This is a genomic window from Gilliamella sp. B3022 (genome assembly GCF_028751545.1).
Taxonomy (GTDB): domain Bacteria; phylum Pseudomonadota; class Gammaproteobacteria; order Enterobacterales; family Orbaceae; genus Gilliamella.
In genome coordinates, this window is record NZ_CP071867.1 from 1543546 (window position 1) to 1561151 (window position 17606).

General features: G+C 32.9%; 12 protein-coding genes and 1 pseudogene. 5 read left to right on the forward strand and 8 right to left on the reverse strand.

Features of this window, described 5'->3' with window-relative positions; all coding sequences use genetic code 11:
* The first annotated feature begins 165 nt into the window (after positions 1–165).
* Positions 166–1992: a sulfatase-like hydrolase/transferase gene (locus J4T76_RS06975; RefSeq protein WP_267345410.1), complete on the forward strand. Its 1827-nt coding sequence runs from the start codon at positions 166–168 to the stop codon at positions 1990–1992.
* 72 nt (positions 1993–2064) lie between these two features.
* Here J4T76_RS06975 and sppA read toward each other — a convergent pair whose 3' ends face one another.
* The 6 genes and pseudogenes from sppA to pcnB all read right to left on the reverse strand — a co-directional run bounded on the left by sppA (position 2065) and on the right by pcnB (position 10672).
* A complete protein-coding gene (gene sppA / locus J4T76_RS06980; protein ID WP_267355541.1) occupies positions 2065–3900 on the reverse strand; it encodes a signal peptide peptidase SppA in 1836 nt (611 codons plus the stop codon).
* A 27-nt stretch (positions 3901–3927) separates the two neighbouring features.
* Positions 3928–4745, reverse strand: a pseudogene (gene apaH / locus J4T76_RS11875) (bis(5'-nucleosyl)-tetraphosphatase (symmetrical) ApaH).
* Between the two features lie 4 nt (positions 4746–4749).
* On the reverse strand, positions 4750–5547 hold the full coding sequence (gene rsmA / locus J4T76_RS06995; protein ID WP_267339989.1) for a 16S rRNA (adenine(1518)-N(6)/adenine(1519)-N(6))-dimethyltransferase RsmA: 798 nt from the start codon (positions 5545–5547) through the stop codon (positions 4750–4752).
* Positions 5540–6853: a peptidylprolyl isomerase SurA gene (gene surA, locus J4T76_RS07000; protein ID WP_267355543.1), complete on the reverse strand. Its 1314-nt coding sequence runs from the start codon at positions 6851–6853 to the stop codon at positions 5540–5542. The genes rsmA and surA overlap by 8 nt, the downstream gene beginning before the upstream one ends.
* Positions 6854–6938: 85 nt before the next feature.
* The gene (lptD, locus tag J4T76_RS07005) at positions 6939–9296 is read right to left on the reverse strand and encodes an LPS assembly protein LptD (protein ID WP_267339987.1); all 2358 of its coding nucleotides are present in this window, start codon (positions 9294–9296) and stop codon (positions 6939–6941) included.
* Between the two features lie 74 nt (positions 9297–9370).
* Positions 9371–10672 (reverse strand): polynucleotide adenylyltransferase PcnB, encoded by a 1302-nt coding sequence (pcnB, locus tag J4T76_RS07010; protein WP_443135217.1) that lies wholly within the window; start codon positions 10670–10672, stop codon positions 9371–9373.
* 466 nt (positions 10673–11138) lie between these two features.
* Between pcnB and oxyR the strand changes: the two genes are divergently transcribed.
* From oxyR to J4T76_RS07030, 4 genes are all read left to right on the forward strand, one after another.
* Positions 11139–12071, forward strand: coding sequence for a DNA-binding transcriptional regulator OxyR (gene oxyR / locus J4T76_RS07015; RefSeq protein ID WP_267339986.1), 933 nt, complete (start codon positions 11139–11141; stop codon positions 12069–12071).
* The gene (fabR, locus tag J4T76_RS07020) at positions 12068–12712 is read left to right on the forward strand and encodes an HTH-type transcriptional repressor FabR (protein WP_267339985.1); all 645 of its coding nucleotides are present in this window, start codon (positions 12068–12070) and stop codon (positions 12710–12712) included. Before oxyR ends, fabR begins: the two co-directional genes overlap by 4 nt.
* 484 nt (positions 12713–13196) lie before the next feature.
* Positions 13197–13373 carry a hypothetical protein gene (locus tag J4T76_RS07025; RefSeq protein WP_267339983.1) on the forward strand — a complete coding sequence of 59 codons (177 nt, stop codon included), beginning with the start codon at positions 13197–13199 and terminating at the stop codon, positions 13371–13373.
* A 364-nt stretch (positions 13374–13737) separates the two neighbouring features.
* Positions 13738–13914, forward strand: a complete 177-nt coding sequence (locus tag J4T76_RS07030) for a hypothetical protein (protein ID WP_267339982.1) — start codon at positions 13738–13740, stop codon at positions 13912–13914.
* 65 nt (positions 13915–13979) lie between these two features.
* Here the strand turns inward: J4T76_RS07030 and pntB are convergent, their stop codons facing one another.
* Positions 13980–15374 carry a Re/Si-specific NAD(P)(+) transhydrogenase subunit beta gene (pntB, locus tag J4T76_RS07035; RefSeq protein ID WP_267339981.1) on the reverse strand — a complete coding sequence of 465 codons (1395 nt, stop codon included), beginning with the start codon at positions 15372–15374 and terminating at the stop codon, positions 13980–13982.
* Between the two features lie 15 nt (positions 15375–15389).
* Entirely contained in the window at positions 15390–16922 is a 1533-nt protein-coding gene (gene pntA / locus J4T76_RS07040) for a Re/Si-specific NAD(P)(+) transhydrogenase subunit alpha (RefSeq protein ID WP_267354569.1), read from the reverse strand.
* Positions 16923–17606 lie beyond the last annotated feature (684 nt).

Here is a 17606-nt window from a genome sequence, read left to right on the forward strand (position 1 = left end):
AATCTAGAAAAAGGGCTCAAATAGAGCCCTTTTTTGTTAATATTTTATTAGTATTTATCTAGATAATGCTAACTTGTAAAAAAGTTTCAGGAAAGCACTACGTTTCAGTATAAAATGCTGTAAGATTCTTAAAAAAAGCGAATGAATTACCTAATAGTGAATACTATGAAAAAATTATATTGTTGTGTTTTAATAAATATCTTCATTTCATCTCTTATTGCAATACGTTTCTTTCTTGTTCCCGATATATCGTTTTCTTGGCTTGGTAGCACATTTTCAGTGTTTGCAGTACTTGGGCATTTTTTTTCATTATATATATTGTTCTTTTTAATCTGTATACCAACACTATGGTTAAGAAAATATTTATGCCATGCTATTCTTGCTATTTTGTTTAGTCTTATTCAGATAACATTATATGTTGATACAATTGTCTTTCAACAATATCGATTCCACATTAATGAATCAGTTTTATCAATGGTATTGTCGGGTCAAATTGTTGATTTTTCGATAGCAACTTATCTGCTAATGCTGGTACTTATTGTCGTTTCATTTTGTGCTGAATATCTTATTATCTATATTATTGATTTCAAAATATCAAAACCACACAGTAAAACGAATGCAATTTTATTTTCTACGCTGTTGTTGATTGTTTCTTTATTTATTAGCCAATTCGGACATATGGTTGCTTTTTATTATGCTTATTCCCCAATAATGGTGGTGAAAGAATATATTCCGCTCTATCGTCCATTGACTTCAAAAAAAATCATGAATTTTTTTGATAAGCAAGGAGAGCGAAAAGTTGTTTATGATAAGGATTATATCAACGCAACTATAGATTATCCTAAAAATCCATTAGTCATTAACCCAGAAAATAAAAAACTTAAAAACATAATGTTTATTGTTTTAGATTCATGGCGATACGATACTTTCAGTAATGAAATTTCTCCAAATACCTTCCAGTTTGTTAAGAACAACGATGGCGTTGTCTTTAATAATCATTATTCTACAGGTAATGCAACGCGCACGGGTATTTTTGGACTTTTTTACGGTATTCCAGGTACCTATTGGGATTCATTTTTACGTGGTAGTATTCCGTCTTTATTTATTACAACTTTACAGAAAGAAAATTATAATATTGGTATTTTTACATCAGCTAAAGTTACTGCACCTGAATTTGACCGAACTGCGTTTGTTACCATTGAAAATTTAAGAATCAGTAGTAAAGATGGCTCTGCATCTAAACGGGATAAACAAATCACTGACGATTGGTTATCATGGTATAAATCGCGAGATACCTCAAGGCCAACGTTTTCTTTTTTATTTTATGATGCACCACATGCTTATGATTTTCCTGATGATTTTCCAGTTAGGTTTAAACCCATTGGCGATCTTAATTATATGACATTAAATAATGATACAGATCCTTTGCCAATTTTTAATCGTTATAAACAAAGCGTTTATTATGATGATTATTTATTACAAAGTATTTATGATGAACTTATTAAATCAGACTCATTAAATGATACATTGTTAATTATCACTGGTGATCATAGTCAAGAAATGAATGATAATAAACTCGGTTTTTGGGGGCATAATGGTAATTATACCGATGCTCAAACTAAAGTACCTTTTATTATTATTGGTGCGACAGAATTAGGCAATTTGATAAATAACAGTAATAAATTAACTAACCATGAAGATGTTGTTCCATCCCTGATGAAGCATTATTTATATGTTGAAAATGATATAAAGGATTACTCTACTGGATATGATTTATTTAAACCTATAACTGATCGTAATTGGTTATTAATGTCCAACTACAGTTCTTATGCAGTTAGAACATCTGATAATATTTACTTTGTTAATAGAATTGGTATTAGTCGTTATATGGATCTGCACAATCATGAGCTTAATGAAGTACCAAATTACCAATATATTCAAGAAGCAATGAAAAATATGAGTTATTTTTTCAATCGAGAAAAAAATGATTAAAATATTAGAACTTTATCATCTAGTACCATTGAAGAATTCCATCCGCCAGTTCATGGCGGATAGTAATATGATTTAACGAACATCAGCACAATTTAAACAATAAATATAACGATTTTGAGTGTCGTTAAAATTATTCCATAAAGATATATGTTGTTGTAGCTGTTTTGCTTCAGGGAGATGTTCAAAGAATATCTCAGCTGTTGAGTGAGGTAATATAGCTATCATATCTGAATATAATGCATTAAACCAGTTTACTTCAGGTTTTGGCCAATCAATTCTATAATCAGTTAAATCTGCTAATGTTGCTGCTATTTCAACAGCATCATCGAAATCACCTAACTTATCAACGAGTCCTATATTGTTTGCCTCTGATCCTAACCATACTTGACCTTGTCCAATTTTATCCACTTGTTTTGTAGTCATTTTTCGCGCTTTTGCTACCAGTGAAATGAATTTTTGATAGCCATTGTTGATGTTCATTTGAATTAATTGACTTGTTTCTTCAGGCAAGTTTTTAGTTAAATTATTGCCTGCTAATGGTGATGTGCTTACTCCATCACTATAAACACCAACATGAGATAAAGAATTTTCAAATGTTGGAATAATACCAAATATACCTATAGAGCCTGTAATGGTGTTCGGACTAGCAACAATATAATCAGATTCAGTTGAGATCCAGTACCCACCTGATGCAGCCATTCCTCCCATAGAAACAACGACTGGAATTTTATAACTACGTAAAGCTTCTAATTCACTGCGAATTGCTTCAGATGCATCAACACTTCCCCCAGGGCTATTTACTCGTAACACTACGGCTTGCACATTATGCTTATCTAGATTTTGACGAATTTCTTTAAGTTGCTGAACAATATCTTGGCTTCCTGCTACAGCACGACTATTTTCACTATTATTGATAGTACCATTAACAAATACAACAGCGATAAGTGGAGTGTTGCTCTTATTATTATCACTTATTAATTGTTCTTCTTCTGATTTGAGTAGATAATCGTAAATGCTAATTTCATGTTGATCAATGAATTCTAATTCATATTGATGATTTGAAGTAATGATATCAACTAAACCATTAGATAAAGCATATTGAGCCATATTGCCATTTACAGATTTCAATTCTGATAGCATTTTTTCAGGTGTGGGTACTAATTGGGTATTGGCTTTTTTTCGTTGTGTTGAGATATCATTAAGATAATTATCCCACATAAGAGTTAACCAACGAGTTGTATTATTTCTTGCTTCTTCTGACATATTATCGCGAACAAATGGTTCAATGGCAGATTTATACGTTCCTACTCTGAAAACATGCGTATTAACTTTTAAATTATCAAGTAGAGTTTTATAGTACAAATTGTTAGCAGATAATCCATATACATTGACTGAACCAAGAGGTGTTAGATAGATTTTATTGGCATAACTCGCTAAATAATATTGGCTTTGATTATAAGTTGTACCAAAAGCATAAATTGGTTTTTTTGCTTCTTTGAATTTTGTTAAATATTTACCCACATATTGTAAAGAGCTCAAATCAGCACCAACAAAATTATCTAACTTCAAAACCATGCTTTTAATATTTGGATCGATGGTTGCTTGAGCAATTTTTTGAGTTAATACGAATAAGCTATTTTCGCGCGATGTATTGATTTTCTTGCCATATATTTTATTTTGTAAGGCATAGATTTCATCACTGTAATTCGTGTTATCGACAATCACACCTTCAAGATCTAAAACTAATGAACCATATTGAGGTACTGTATTTTGTTTTTTGGCTTCTTTTATTAAGCCAATACCTCCGAAGATAATCAGAATAATAACTAAGAATATCAAATTAAGAAACATTTCTCGTATTACATTAATCACTTTCCAAATAGATTTTATGACAGATAATGCAGACATAATTATTAGTCCTTGTTAACAATAACTTTAATTTTTTGTTTCATTATTACGTTTTTTGAAATATTTTTTATCTTCAAATCGTAAACATGTTAGTTTTCCACCCCAACAACATCCGGTATCAAGTGCATAAATATTTTCGGGTGTTCCTTTACCATTTAACGCAGCCCAATGTCCAAAAGCAATATTGTATTCTGGGGGTATTTTACTTGGCAATAAAAACCAAGGTTTAAGTTTTACTGGTGCTTGTTCAGGTGATTTTTTAAAATAAAAATCTAATCGACCATCTTCATAACAAAAACGCATACGTGTTAACGCATTGGCAATATAACGTAGGCGATCTAATCCTTGTAATTCTGATGACCATTCATCAGGAAAGTTACCATACATATTATCTAAAAATAAGGGATATGAATCACTAGATAACATGACACTCAGATCCTGAGCGCACTTTTTTAGTAATTCAAGATCCCATTGTGGTGAAATACCTGCATGGGTCATGATTAATTTTAATGAATCATCAATCTGAACCAATGGCTGTTTACGTAGCCAGTTCATAAGCTCATCATAGTCGGGAGCATTGATGACTTCATCTAAATTATCTTTCTTTTAGTAAGTGTAACACCAGCATATACCGATAATAAATGCAAATCATGATTTCCCAATACCATGCGAATTTTTTGACTATGTTGCTTAACAAATCGTAAAACATCTAGTGATTTAGGGCCACGGGCAACAAGATCCCCTGTTAACCATAAAGTATCTGAAGAGGCAAATTTTGCTTTTTCGAGTAATCGCATAAATTCATCATAACAGCCATGAATATCACCAATGAGTAAATTTGCCATAAAGCTATTTCCATGCATTTGCAAGCTGGCAATATTGTTGAACAGTTATATTTTCAGCACGTAAATTTGGATCAATATTTAGTTCTACTAATTGTTCAACTGTAAACATATTACCTAAACTGTTACGAATTGTTTTTCGGCGTTGATTAAATGCTTCGGTTGTAATACGAGAAAGTATTTTGACATCATTGACTTGATGAAGTTTTTCTTTGTAAGGGATCAATTTTACAACCGCAGAGTCAACTTTTGGTGCTGGTTTAAATGATGTTGGGGGTACTTCCAATACTGGAATAATTTGGCAATAATATTGTGCCATGACACTTAATCTACCATAATCTTTACTATTAGGTGCCGCAACAAGTCGAGTTACGACTTCTTTTTGTAACATAAAATGCATATCAACAATGATATTGGCATATTCAAATAAATGGAACATTAACGGTGTAGAAATGTTATAGGGTAAATTACCAAATACTCTTAATGGTTTACCTAATTGTTGGTTTAACTCATTAAAGTTAAAGGTTAAAGCATCTTGTTCGATAACAGTCAATTTATTCTTTAACAAAGGGTTATCAATCAATCTACTGGCTAAATCTCTATCAATTTCTATAACCGTTAAATGATCAACGTATTTACTGACTGGAACTGTTAATGCAGCTAGCCCAGGACCAATTTCTACTAGAGCTTGATCTGTTTTAGGTTGTATGGCTGCAACAATACTTTCAATAATATAGTCATCATGTAAAAAATTTTGTCCGAATCGTTTACGGGCAAAATGCCCTTGATGAACACGATTATTCATGCTTATTTTCACCTGTAATGTTAATGTAGGCATCGCCTTTTAATTCTTGGATCCACACTTGAGCTTCCTCGCTAAATTTACGATTGAATATTAATCGGTAAGCCCGATCTTGTTTAATTGCATTGGTTCCATCAGTTTGTTTAGTCTCGATTAGTTGAATCAAATGCCAACCGAAGGATGATTTAACTGGCTGGCTGATCTCACCTTTTTTCAAATGAACTAAAGCATTTCTAAATCCACTGTCATAGACCTCTGGACGATTCCAACCTAAATTCCCTCCATTTTCGGCTGATCCAGGATCCTCTGAATTAGCTTTTGCAGCTGCTTCAAAACTCATTGTACCATTGATTATTGATTTACGAATATCATTCAATTTTTGTCTAGCTATTTGGTCTGTCACCAATACATTCGTTTTAATTAAAATATGGCGAGCATTCATTTCTTCAATTGTATATTTTTTTGGGGCTTCTTTGCGGGTATCATCTACCTTTAAAATGTGTAAACCAACACCAGAACGAATTGGGCCAATAATACTGCCTTTCTGTGCTCTAACAAGTCGTTCTTCAAAGATAGTTGGTAGCTCGTTAAGTTTATTCCAACCCATATTGCCACCTTTTAAAGCCAGATCATCGTTTGAGTATGTCGTTGCTAATTTTGCAAAATTTTCACCTTTTTGTGCCCGATTTATAATATCATTTGCTCTGTTAGTTGCATTATCAATCTGTTGTTTAGACGCTTTTTCTGGTACAGATATAAGAATATGGCTAATTTTGACATCTATATTGTTAGCTGGCTGTTCAGAAAGATTTTTAGTCAAAGTTTCAACTTCTTTTTCTGAAATTTTAATTCTAGGCCTAACCTCATTCATTCTGGTTTGTTCGATCAACATATCATTATGAATACGTTCCCGATAACTGCTATAACTAATACCCATTATCGAAAGTTTACTTCTGAGTTCATCAATCGTCATACCGTTTTGCTCTGCAATTCTAGCAATAGCGTTGGTGACTTCATCATCATTGATTGTAATTTTTGCTTTAGCTGCTTTTTGCAAAATTAAATTTTCAATAATTAAGCGATCCAGAATTTGCTCTCTTAATACATTATCATTAGGCAGATTACTCGCATCAGTACTGGCCTTTATTGTTTTTAACATGTCGTTAATATCACTTTCTAAAATGACATTATTATTAACTACTGCAGCTACTCGTTCGATAACCTTAGGTGCGGCAACTGTTGATAATGGAGTAAGTAGTCCTATGGTTAAACTTAAATTTAAAGTAATCAATAATTTTGATAGTTTCATATTTGCGTTACTCGTATTGTTTGTTACAGTATAAATATTACTGTATTAATTTAATTAGTTATATTAAATAAAATTAATATGTTCATTAAAATGTCGTTGTGTATGGAAGTTTTCCAAAGTTTAACATTTTTGCTTTCGCATCACGGTTACGCCCTAAACCTTGTAATTCAAAATTAACGGAGAGTTTATTTTCGTATTTACTGCTACGCGTAATTGAATCCCAATCTGTTAACTTTCGTCCATATTGTACAGTCATTCCCCAGCAACAATCACTATAATGTAACCCTATGGAGCTATCGGCCGTTTGGCCTAAGTTGACGTCATAATAGTATGAACCTACCGCATTGATTGTTTGTGACAACGGCCACGCTGTAACAAATCCAGCTTGTGAGATATCTTGTTTATAATTCTTATATAAAGAACTTAAATCAACCGTATTAATATAATTATGGTTAGCATAACGATAAGATAGTTGTAGTAGTTTTTCACTTGATGGACGATATTCAAATATTGCATTAGCTAAAGAGACAGTATCAATTCGAGTATCATATTGTATACCACTCCTGAAAATCATATTATCAGTGATCCGCCAAAAATTATCAGAAGCCCAAGTGATACTACCAGTATCTGAGTTTTCATCTAATCCAGTATTATGTTCGCTGGTTTTTGATTTAGTAAAATAAGTAATCTGTCCAATGGAAAAATTAAACTTTTCAACTTTATTATTATCGTAAAAACGAGTTGTTACCCCTGTGGCTATATTATTAGCAGAAGCAATTCGATCCAATCCACTGTATGGTTGATCTCTAAATAAACCCACATAATCAAATTGTAATAAGGTGGAATCATAAGTTCCTATATTAGACTGATTTCGGTATGGAATATATATATATTTTACTCGAGGTTCTAATGTCTGGGTATAGCCATCAATGAAATTGAAGTCACGCTCAAATATAATTTTACCATCAATACTAAATTTTGGTATAAAACGGTTTACATTTTTATCTAACTGTCTATATCTATCAATGTGTCTTTTAATATTATCTTGACTATAATGTGTTGCCATTATACCGGCTGAAGTTGTTAATATTGTCCAAGAATTAGTTAAAGTATAATTAATTGATGGTTCAATATGAGTGCGCCATGCTTTAGGATTATTCTTTCCGGAGCTTATAAAATGAGATACTTGAGAAAACGTTTTAAATTTAATTGGTCCAAAATCATAATTATAATAATTAATATTTAATTGTGGTTGAGTTTGATACAATGAATCTTTCACACCATCTTGAAAGGCTTGAAAGTGTCTATAGCCCAAAGTAATGTCCCAATTTGGATCATTATAGCCTAATTTATAAAACTGAGTTAGATATCCTGCTGTTTGAGATGTATATTTAGAATCTAAATCTGCTAAATATTGATTATCACTTACACGTGTCGAATCAACAGTAAAACGCCAATTGTAATTAATTAATTCGTCGTTTTTCCAATAGAATAACCAGCGATGACGATTGTCATCATAGTTATTACCATTTAATAATCTATCTCTATCTTCATTATATTTAGCATCATGTTGTAGCCAATCAAATGCGAGTGTACCCAAACCAAGCTCATTCAGATACCGGAATTCGGTTTGTAATTGAAGGCCGCGACGCTGTAATAGCCTCGGGATGAATGTGGCATCATAATTAGGTGCAATATTCCAATAAATAGGTAAAGTAAAATCAATACCACTGACGCTGTCATAACTTATATTAGGCATTAATAAACCTGACCGACGCTTATTACCTGTTGGTAATTGTAAGTAAGGTGAATACAATACAGGTACTTTACCAATACGAAATATCGCATTCCATACTTCAAGTAATTGCTCTTCATTATCGTGAATAATCGTTGAACCCTTAATACTCCAAGTACCGTCATCGACAGGACATGAGGTAAAACTGCCGTTTTTCAAAATAACCAATCGATTTTTCTCAAGTTTCATCTCATCAGCATCACCGCGACCAAGTCGATTAACAAGATGATACTCACCAGGGCTGATTTGGGTATCATTATTATTAAGATTCATTGATGCATTATTACCTTTTATTTTAATCAAATTATCTTGATAATTAATGTTTCCTTGTAAGATTGCTAAACGGTTTTTTTGATTAGTTGAGTCAATTGTGACTTTATTTGCTTGTACTGTGCGGTTCCCTTGTTCTATTGAAACATCACCTTGATAAATGACAGTATTTGGATAAATCGCTTCAAATTGGTTTGCTTCGGCATTAACAGGCAATGTGTTAATATCACCTTTAACTAAAGGGCGATCATATTTTGGAACACTGGCAAAACATTGTGGATTATTACTTTCAGCTTTAGGTAAACCTATAGCATAGCAGCTATTAGACAATGAAAGGGTAACGGTAATTGCAATAAATGACGGCGTTAATTTTTTCATCAATAATTAAAGGTAGTTATGATTATTATATGCTAAGCATTATAACGGTTATTTATAAAAGTGCGAACGAAAAATTAATGTTTGGTTCTGCGCTTATTTGTTTTACTGATTTGTTTAACCATTGCAATTCTTTTGTCGACAGAAGTATGCTGAAATTCATCCCACCATTTAGCTAGAGTTAAAAGTTCACCTTTTTCGATGGATGCCCGCATTTCTAATAAATCATATGCTGCACGGAATTTAGGATGTTCCAAAATTGCAAATGCACGTTTTCCTTCACGTTTTTTCATTCGTAATTGTAAACGCCAGATATCTCCCATTATTGTTGTTAATCTCTTAGGTATTGCAATCATTCGGCATTGTTCACTTAGTATATCATTAATAGCCATTGAAAATGCATCATGAAATAACAAACCACTTTCAACACAAGTTAATTGTGTCTGTTCAATAATTGGATACCAAAAAAAAGCAGCAAATAAAAATGCAGGATTAACACGTAGCTTATTAGCTATTCGGTAATCAGTATTTTTTAAAACTTGCTCAATCATTTTTTCTAAATAGCTATTATTATTTTGAGTAAATAGTTGTTCAATGATCGGAAATAATTGCTCAAAAAGATGATATTTTTTTAATAATAAATAAGTGTTATATCCATTGCCTGATTGTAATAATTTTAGTGATTCATCAAAAAGTCTTGCTGACGGTATATTTTTTAACAAAGGTGCAAGATGTTTGATTGGTTCAGCTGTTGTAGGTTCAATTTGCATATCAAGTTTAGCGGCAAAACGAATCGTTCGTAACATTCTAACCGGATCTTCACGATAGCGAACTTTTGGATCACCAATCAAGCGAATAATTCCATTTTGTAAGTCTTTTAAGCCACCACAGTAATCACGTAACGTAAAATCTTTTATACTATAATAAAAAGCGTTCATCGTGAAATCACGACGAACAGCATCTTGTTCAATTGTTCCATATACATTATCGCGTAGCAGCATTCCCGATTGGGAACGTTTGGCAATATTGTTTTGTTCATCTTGGTTGCTATGCTCACCGCGGAAGGTTGCTACTTCAATAATCTCTTTACCAAACATAATGTGCGCCAGACGGAATCTTTTGCCAACTAAACGGCAATTGCGAAACGTTTTTTGTACTTGTTCTGGTGTTGCGTTGGTTGCAATATCGAAATCTTTAGGTGTCTTACCTAGTAAAAGATCTCGAATACATCCACCAACTAAATAAGCTTCATATCCTTGTTTATTTAATCTATAAAGAACTTTTAACGCATTTTCACTAATATCTTTACGTGAAATATTGTGTTCATTGCGAGATATCAAAACATATCGAGATTCTTTCTGTTTTTCGATGTGAAACATTTTACGGTAAAAGCGAGAGACTTGTTTAAAAATAGTGCACCTCTAAAAGTATATTTACTCAAGTGATATAGCGCGCGATTATATCTCAATTGCTTATAACTTTCCATTTTTCTTCATTTATCAACTTTAACTATAGTAAAATTAAATACTTTAGGATTTTAGTTTAATATTCTATTTAATTTTTAAACATAATTATCAATAATAGCACTTTATATAGTACAATTAGCGATATTGGTCTAGAAAACAACATTATCTATTTACATGTATTTTATGTGTAATTTTACTATCTAATTATAATTAACTAACCTATATTCAAAAATTTTTAATATATTATAGAAAATAGCTCATATAAACAACATGATAAATATTTAAGTTATCTTTCAATCTGTTAATTTTTTAAACAGGATTAGCCAATAAAAATTGTTTGAGTATATACCATTAACTGATAAATTATTTTGGGGACATTATGAATATTCGTGATTTGGAATATTTTGTTTCGTTAGCTGAGTTTCGTCATTTTCGTAAAGCTGCTGATGCTTGCAATGTGAGTCAACCAACTTTAAGTGGACAAATCAGAAAATTGGAAGATGAACTAGGCGTGATGTTATTAGAACGTACTAGTCGCAAAGTATTATTTACTCAAACAGGTATGATGCTTGTTGAGCAAGCTAAAGAGATATTACGCAATATTCAAATCCTTAAAGAGATGGCTAGTCGCCAAGGGGAAGAGATGTCAGGTCCGATGCATATTGGTTTAATACCAACTATTGCTCCTTATTTATTACCACATGTAATAACTGTACTACATGAATCTTTTCCTCAATTAGAGCTTTATTTACATGAAGCACAAACTGCTAATATTGTCGCTCAACTTGAAAGTGGTAAATTAGATTGCGCAATAATTGCACAAGTAAAAGAAACGGCGCAATTTATTGAACTTCCATTATTTAATGAGCCAATGTTTTTAGCTGTTCCAGCAAACGATGAGTTAGCAAATAAACAAACAGTTAAACTTTCTAATTTAAAAGGTCAAAAATTCTTAATGTTGGAAGATGGGCACTGTTTACGTGAACATGCTATGGGATATTGTTTTCAAGTAGGTATTGATGAAGATAAACAATTTAAAGCAACAAGCTTAGAAACCTTGCGTAGTATGATTTCTGCGGGTCGAGGAATAACTTTATTTCCTGAGCTAGCTGCTCCAAATGAGCGAATGAGAGATAATATTTGCTATATTCCTTGTACCGATCCGATTCCAGTACGTAGTATTGCTTTGATTTATAGACCTGGTTCACCTTTGCGTTCACGTTATGAAACAATTGCAAAAACGATTCGCGAACATATGCCAAAAGTATTTGCAGAAAAAGAACGTTTGTTAAAATCAATAAATATAAAATGAAAAACATTAAAACAAGTGGCGTACGTGCACAGCAGAAAGAGAGAACTCGTCGATCATTAATTGATGCGGCGTTTAATCAACTAAATGCCGAGCAGGGTTTTGCCAGTTTGAGCTTGCGTGAAGTTGCTCGAGAAGCTGGTATTGCTGCAACATCGTTTTATCGACATTTTCGTGATATGGATGAATTGGGTTTAGCTATGGTTGATGAAAGTGGTTTAACCCTTCGCCAATTGTTGCGCCAAGCGCGAAAACGTATTGAAAAAGGTGGTAGCGTGTTGCGTACTTCTGTAACAACGTTTATTGAATTTATTGATAAAAATCCTAAAGTTTTTTTACTATTACTTCGTGAAAAGGCAGGGACATCATCGGCATTTCGATCAGCCATTGCACGTGAAATTCAACATTTTATTGAAGAATTAGTTGATTATTTGGATAATGCTAACAAAATGCCTCATCATTATAACGAAGCTCAAGCTGAAGCAATGGTAACTATTGCTTTTAATGCGGGAGCGGAAGCGATTGATTTTGATACCATTCAACGTCAAAGATTAATCGAAGATCTTATTTTCCAGCTTCGAATGGTTTCACGAGGTGCTTATTATCTTTATCACAAAGAATTAATAAAGCAAGGAAAAAGATAATTACAATTTTTTATACTAAAATGTATGGTTAACCTAAAGCTTTTTAACAAGAATTAACTTACTAGATTGTTTATTTATTACTTGACTAAATAAAGTAAACTATTAATTAACCAGTTGTAATATTTATATTGTTATCAATTAAGTATAGCTGTTAAAGTTCAAAATAGTCACATTTTTCAGTAGGTATGCATTGAATGACTCAATACTACTTGGGCTTAATTTTTATTTAATTTTCACTTTTATCAATTATACATATTCAGATATAGGATTTAAGTGAATCTATTACAGTAAAGAAAGTAGCCCATCTTTGAGCATAGCAACATGGTATTGACCAAAGAATCAATAAGATAGTTTAATGGTTGTGATAATGCCATTTTTTAAGGTTCTATTTAATGCAACACCTGTTTCAGATTACTGTAAACATCCCCTAATTTTTTTTCGCATGGTTATGGTGGCAGTTGGCAAAATTTAAGTTGGCTTGCCTATGAACTGGCCAAAAAGGAAGTATTTTGTTGCCACACCAAATCATCCAGGTACAAAATTCTTTAATAATGATATTCAACAATCCTTTAAATTATGGCTACGCCAACAAGATTTAAGTAAAACAATTGATTCTTTAGAAGAAGACGAGACTTTAGCAAACAATATTGATATTGGATAATATATCAGCGATTAAGCATTCCCTTGGCGGCTGAAGGGTAATCGCACTTACTGGAGCAAAATTTGATACTGAGCTTTTTAAGCAAAACTGTACAATTCATGCCCATTTGAAAGCTTGCCAATTAGTGACTGAACTTGGCCTTGATAATTCTAAATTAAATAAAATTTTATTCGATCCAAGAATAAAATCATTTATCTCTTTGGATGCGGGATTAGTCAGAGGTTTTACTTCAGAAAGTTTAAAAGATGTTTAAAATTCTTTCTTTAATTATTGATGCAAGAGTCGATGTTGGCGATATGGATGCAAAACTTGGCTTAGGCTATTTATACAGTTTCTGTTAACTTATACGGTGATACCAGATGCAATGCATTTTAGTTTTATACAAGTTTGTAAACCTAAGGCGATAGCGATATTAGAACAAGAAGCTCGAAGCGAAGGCATTATTTGTAAGGATGGAGGGAAACGGACTCGAGCCGAAATTCATCGTGAAATAATTAAACAAATTACTACTTTTTTAGCTCAAATAAATTTAAACTCTTAACTCTTATAATATTACTGCGGCTAGGCCGCAGTAATATTTTGTATTATCTATAAGACTAATTGTCATTAAAGATTTTGTAACACTTTTTCAACACTATCTTTGGCATCACCAAATAGCATATAACTATTTTCTTTGAAGAACAGTGGATTTTGAACGCCGGCATAACCGGTATTCATTGAGCGTTTAGAAATGATAACCGTTTTAGCTTTCCAAACTTCAAGAACTGGCATACCTGCGATAGGGCTATTTGGATCTTCTTCCGCCGCTGGATTAACCGTATCATTTGCACCAATGACCCATACAACATCCGTATCAGGGAAGTCGTCATTGATTTCGTCCATTTCAAGCACGATATCGTAAGGTACTTTCGCTTCGGCTAATAATACATTCATATGCCCCGGTAAACGCCCGGCAACAGGGTGGATACCAAATCTCACTTCAATACCCATAGCTCGTAGTTTTTCAGTAATATTGCTCACCGCGCCTTGTGCTTGTGCAACCGCCATACCATAACCTGGAACAATAATAACTGAGCGTGCTTCTTTCAAGGTTTGTGCAACTTCAGCGGGTTGAATTTCGCGATATTCACCTTGTTCTTCTTCTGAAGAGCTTGATGAGCTGCCATCGCTACCAAAACCACCGGCAATTACGCTGATAAATGAGCGATTCATTGCTTTACACATAATATAAGAAAGAATTGCACCAGAAGAACCCACTAACGCACCTGTTACAATTAGAAGGTCATTTTGTAGCATAAAGCCTGCCGCTGCTGCAGCCCAACCAGAATAAGAATTGAGCATTGAGATAACAACAGGCATATCTGCACCACCAATCGATGCTACAAGGTGGAAACCAAACACTAATGCAATAATAGTCATAATAAGTAAACAAATTAGAGCGCCAGCACCAGTTTGTATATTGATAAATGTAAACATCAAAATAACAGATATAACTATTGCAGCTAGATTTAGATAGTGTTTATTTGGAAGAGATAATGGTTTTGAACTAATTTTACCATTTAACTTTCCAAAGGCTACAATTGAACCTGAAAAGGTAACCGCACCAATAAATACACCTACAAAAATTTCAATTAAATGAACTGTTATTTCATTTGCTGAAAATGTAACCATATGCGGATCTAAAAAGCTGTTTATACCAACAAGAACGGCTGCCATTCCAACAAAGCTATGTAGCAAAGCAACCAATTCAGGCATTTGTGTCATTTCAACATTTTTTGCTAGGTATAAACCAATAGCAGCACCGATAATCATGGCAATAATGATCCAGTGTAATCCACCATTTATGCTGGCAATTGCTGCGATAAGGGCTATTGCCATACCGATCATACCGTAGATGTTTCCTGATTTGGCTGATTCTTGATTGGAAAGACCTCGTAAACTGAATATAAAAAGTAATGCAGCAATAACATAGGCTGCTTGAATAATTCCGTTACTTAACATTATTGATTCTCTCCTTTATTTACCACGTTGGAACATTTTTAGCATTCTTTGGGTAACAAAGAATCCACCAAAAATATTGATACTCGCAATCAAAATAGCAATAAATGCAATTGCTGTTGTTAAGCCATTATCATCGCCGACTTGCAATATAGCCCCAACTAATATAATTCCGGAAATAGCATTCGTTACAGACATAAGTGGTGTATGCAAAGAATGGGTAACATTCCATACAACGTAATAACCAACAACGCAAGATAGCGCAAATACAGTAAAATGCCCTAAGAAGCTTTCAGGTACCGAGTTTGCTAACCAGAAGTAAGCAATAATAATTAACGCTAAAATCCCATATTTTTTCTGAGGATCCATTGGCTTTGGTTCTGGTTTTGCAATAGGATCGGCTGCTTTTTTCTGAGGTTGGGCAGATACTTGAATTGGTGGCGCAGGCCAAGTGATTTCTTTATCTTTGACTACAGTTACTCCACGAATAACCACATCTTCAAAATTGATGTCAATATTGCCATCTTTCTCTTTAGCAAGCAATTTTAATAAATTAACAATGTTAGTCCCATAAAGTTGAGATGCTTGAGTTGGCATACGATTAGCTAAATCAGTATAGCCAACAATTTTTACATTATTATCTGTTTCAAATATTTCGCCAGGTTTAGTTAATTCGCAGTTGCCTCCTGTTAAGGCTGCTAAATCAACTATAACGCTACCAGGTTTCATTGATTCAATCATTTCTTTCGAAATAAGTTTTGGTGCTGGTTTACCTGGTATTAGTGCTGTAGTTATAATGATATCTACATCTTTTGCTTGGTCTGCAAATAATGCCATTTCAGCTTCAATAAAAGCAGCAGACATTTGTTTCGCATAACCGTCACCTGAACCAGATTCTTCTTCGAAATCTAACTCTAAGAAGTCAGCGCCCATACTATTAATTTGTTCTGCAACTTCTGGACGCGTATCAAATGCTCGAACAATAGCACCTAAACTAACTGCTGCACCAATTGCTGCAAGACCAGCAACACCTGCACCAATTACCAAAACTTTTGCTGGTGGCACTTTTCCTGCTGCCGTTACTTGCCCAGTGAAGAATCGTCCGAATTGATTTGCTGCTTCAATAACAGATCGATAGCCAGCAATATTAGACATGGAACTTAATGCATCAAGTGACTGAGCACGTGAGATACGTGGAACACAATCCATAGCCATTACAGTTATATTTTTAGCTGCAAGCTGTTCTAAAAGCGCTTGATGTTGGGCTGGATAAATATAACTAATGAGAGTTAACCCCTCCTTCATTAGTGAAATTTCTTCATCCGTTGGTGCATGGAATTTTAAGATAAGGTCATTTTGCCAAATCTCTTGATTATTTTGAATTGTTGCTCCAGCATCAATAAATGCTTGATCTTCAAAATGAGCAGCGTGTCCTGCACCTTGTTCTACAGAGACTGTAAATCCAAGTTTTAACAGTTGTCCAACTGTTTGGGGAGTTGCTGCAACTCTAGCTTCATTGGCTAACCGTTCTTTGGGTATACCGATATGCATTGCATTTCATCCTTATGTTAAAGTGAGTTGGTAATAGTACTTTGATTCTAGCATAAAATTGCGGCAGAGCGAGTAGGTAATTTATTTTTTATTATTCAGTCCACATTATTATTTTTAATAATATTATAAGATCATATCAATAAATACGCTCAATAATGAAAACGGGTAATAAGGATTAAAATAATAATATGATTATTTATGCTAAAAAATTGTTGCTTTTTTAATATTTTTTTCTATTTTTAAAGCAATTGACCATATTTAAGTTTAGTTCTATTTGCTTCAGTTTTACTTCATAAGATATGATAATAAATACTTTTTTAATGTTTCAATTTATATTTAATGCAAATTAGGTAGTTAAAACATGAATTTATTTTTTTTAGACATAAAATAAAAAGCAAGAAAAAATAACAGGCAACAATTATATTTTGGGTTCATTCAATATTAACATCATTGCTTAAGTAGCAATTTTTTTAAAAGGTTGTAAATCGCTATTATCTAAAAAATATCATAAATTCAAATTGATTAATGATATTAATCTGGTTTTTTTATTAATAATATTGAAGGAAAGTTCATTTTTATTCCAAAGTTGGAAAAAATTAATACGTATACTTCATATAAATCTAAGAAATAGCCAATAGGTAATGCAATGATTTATGTTTTAAAAGAACCTATAATTGTTATTTC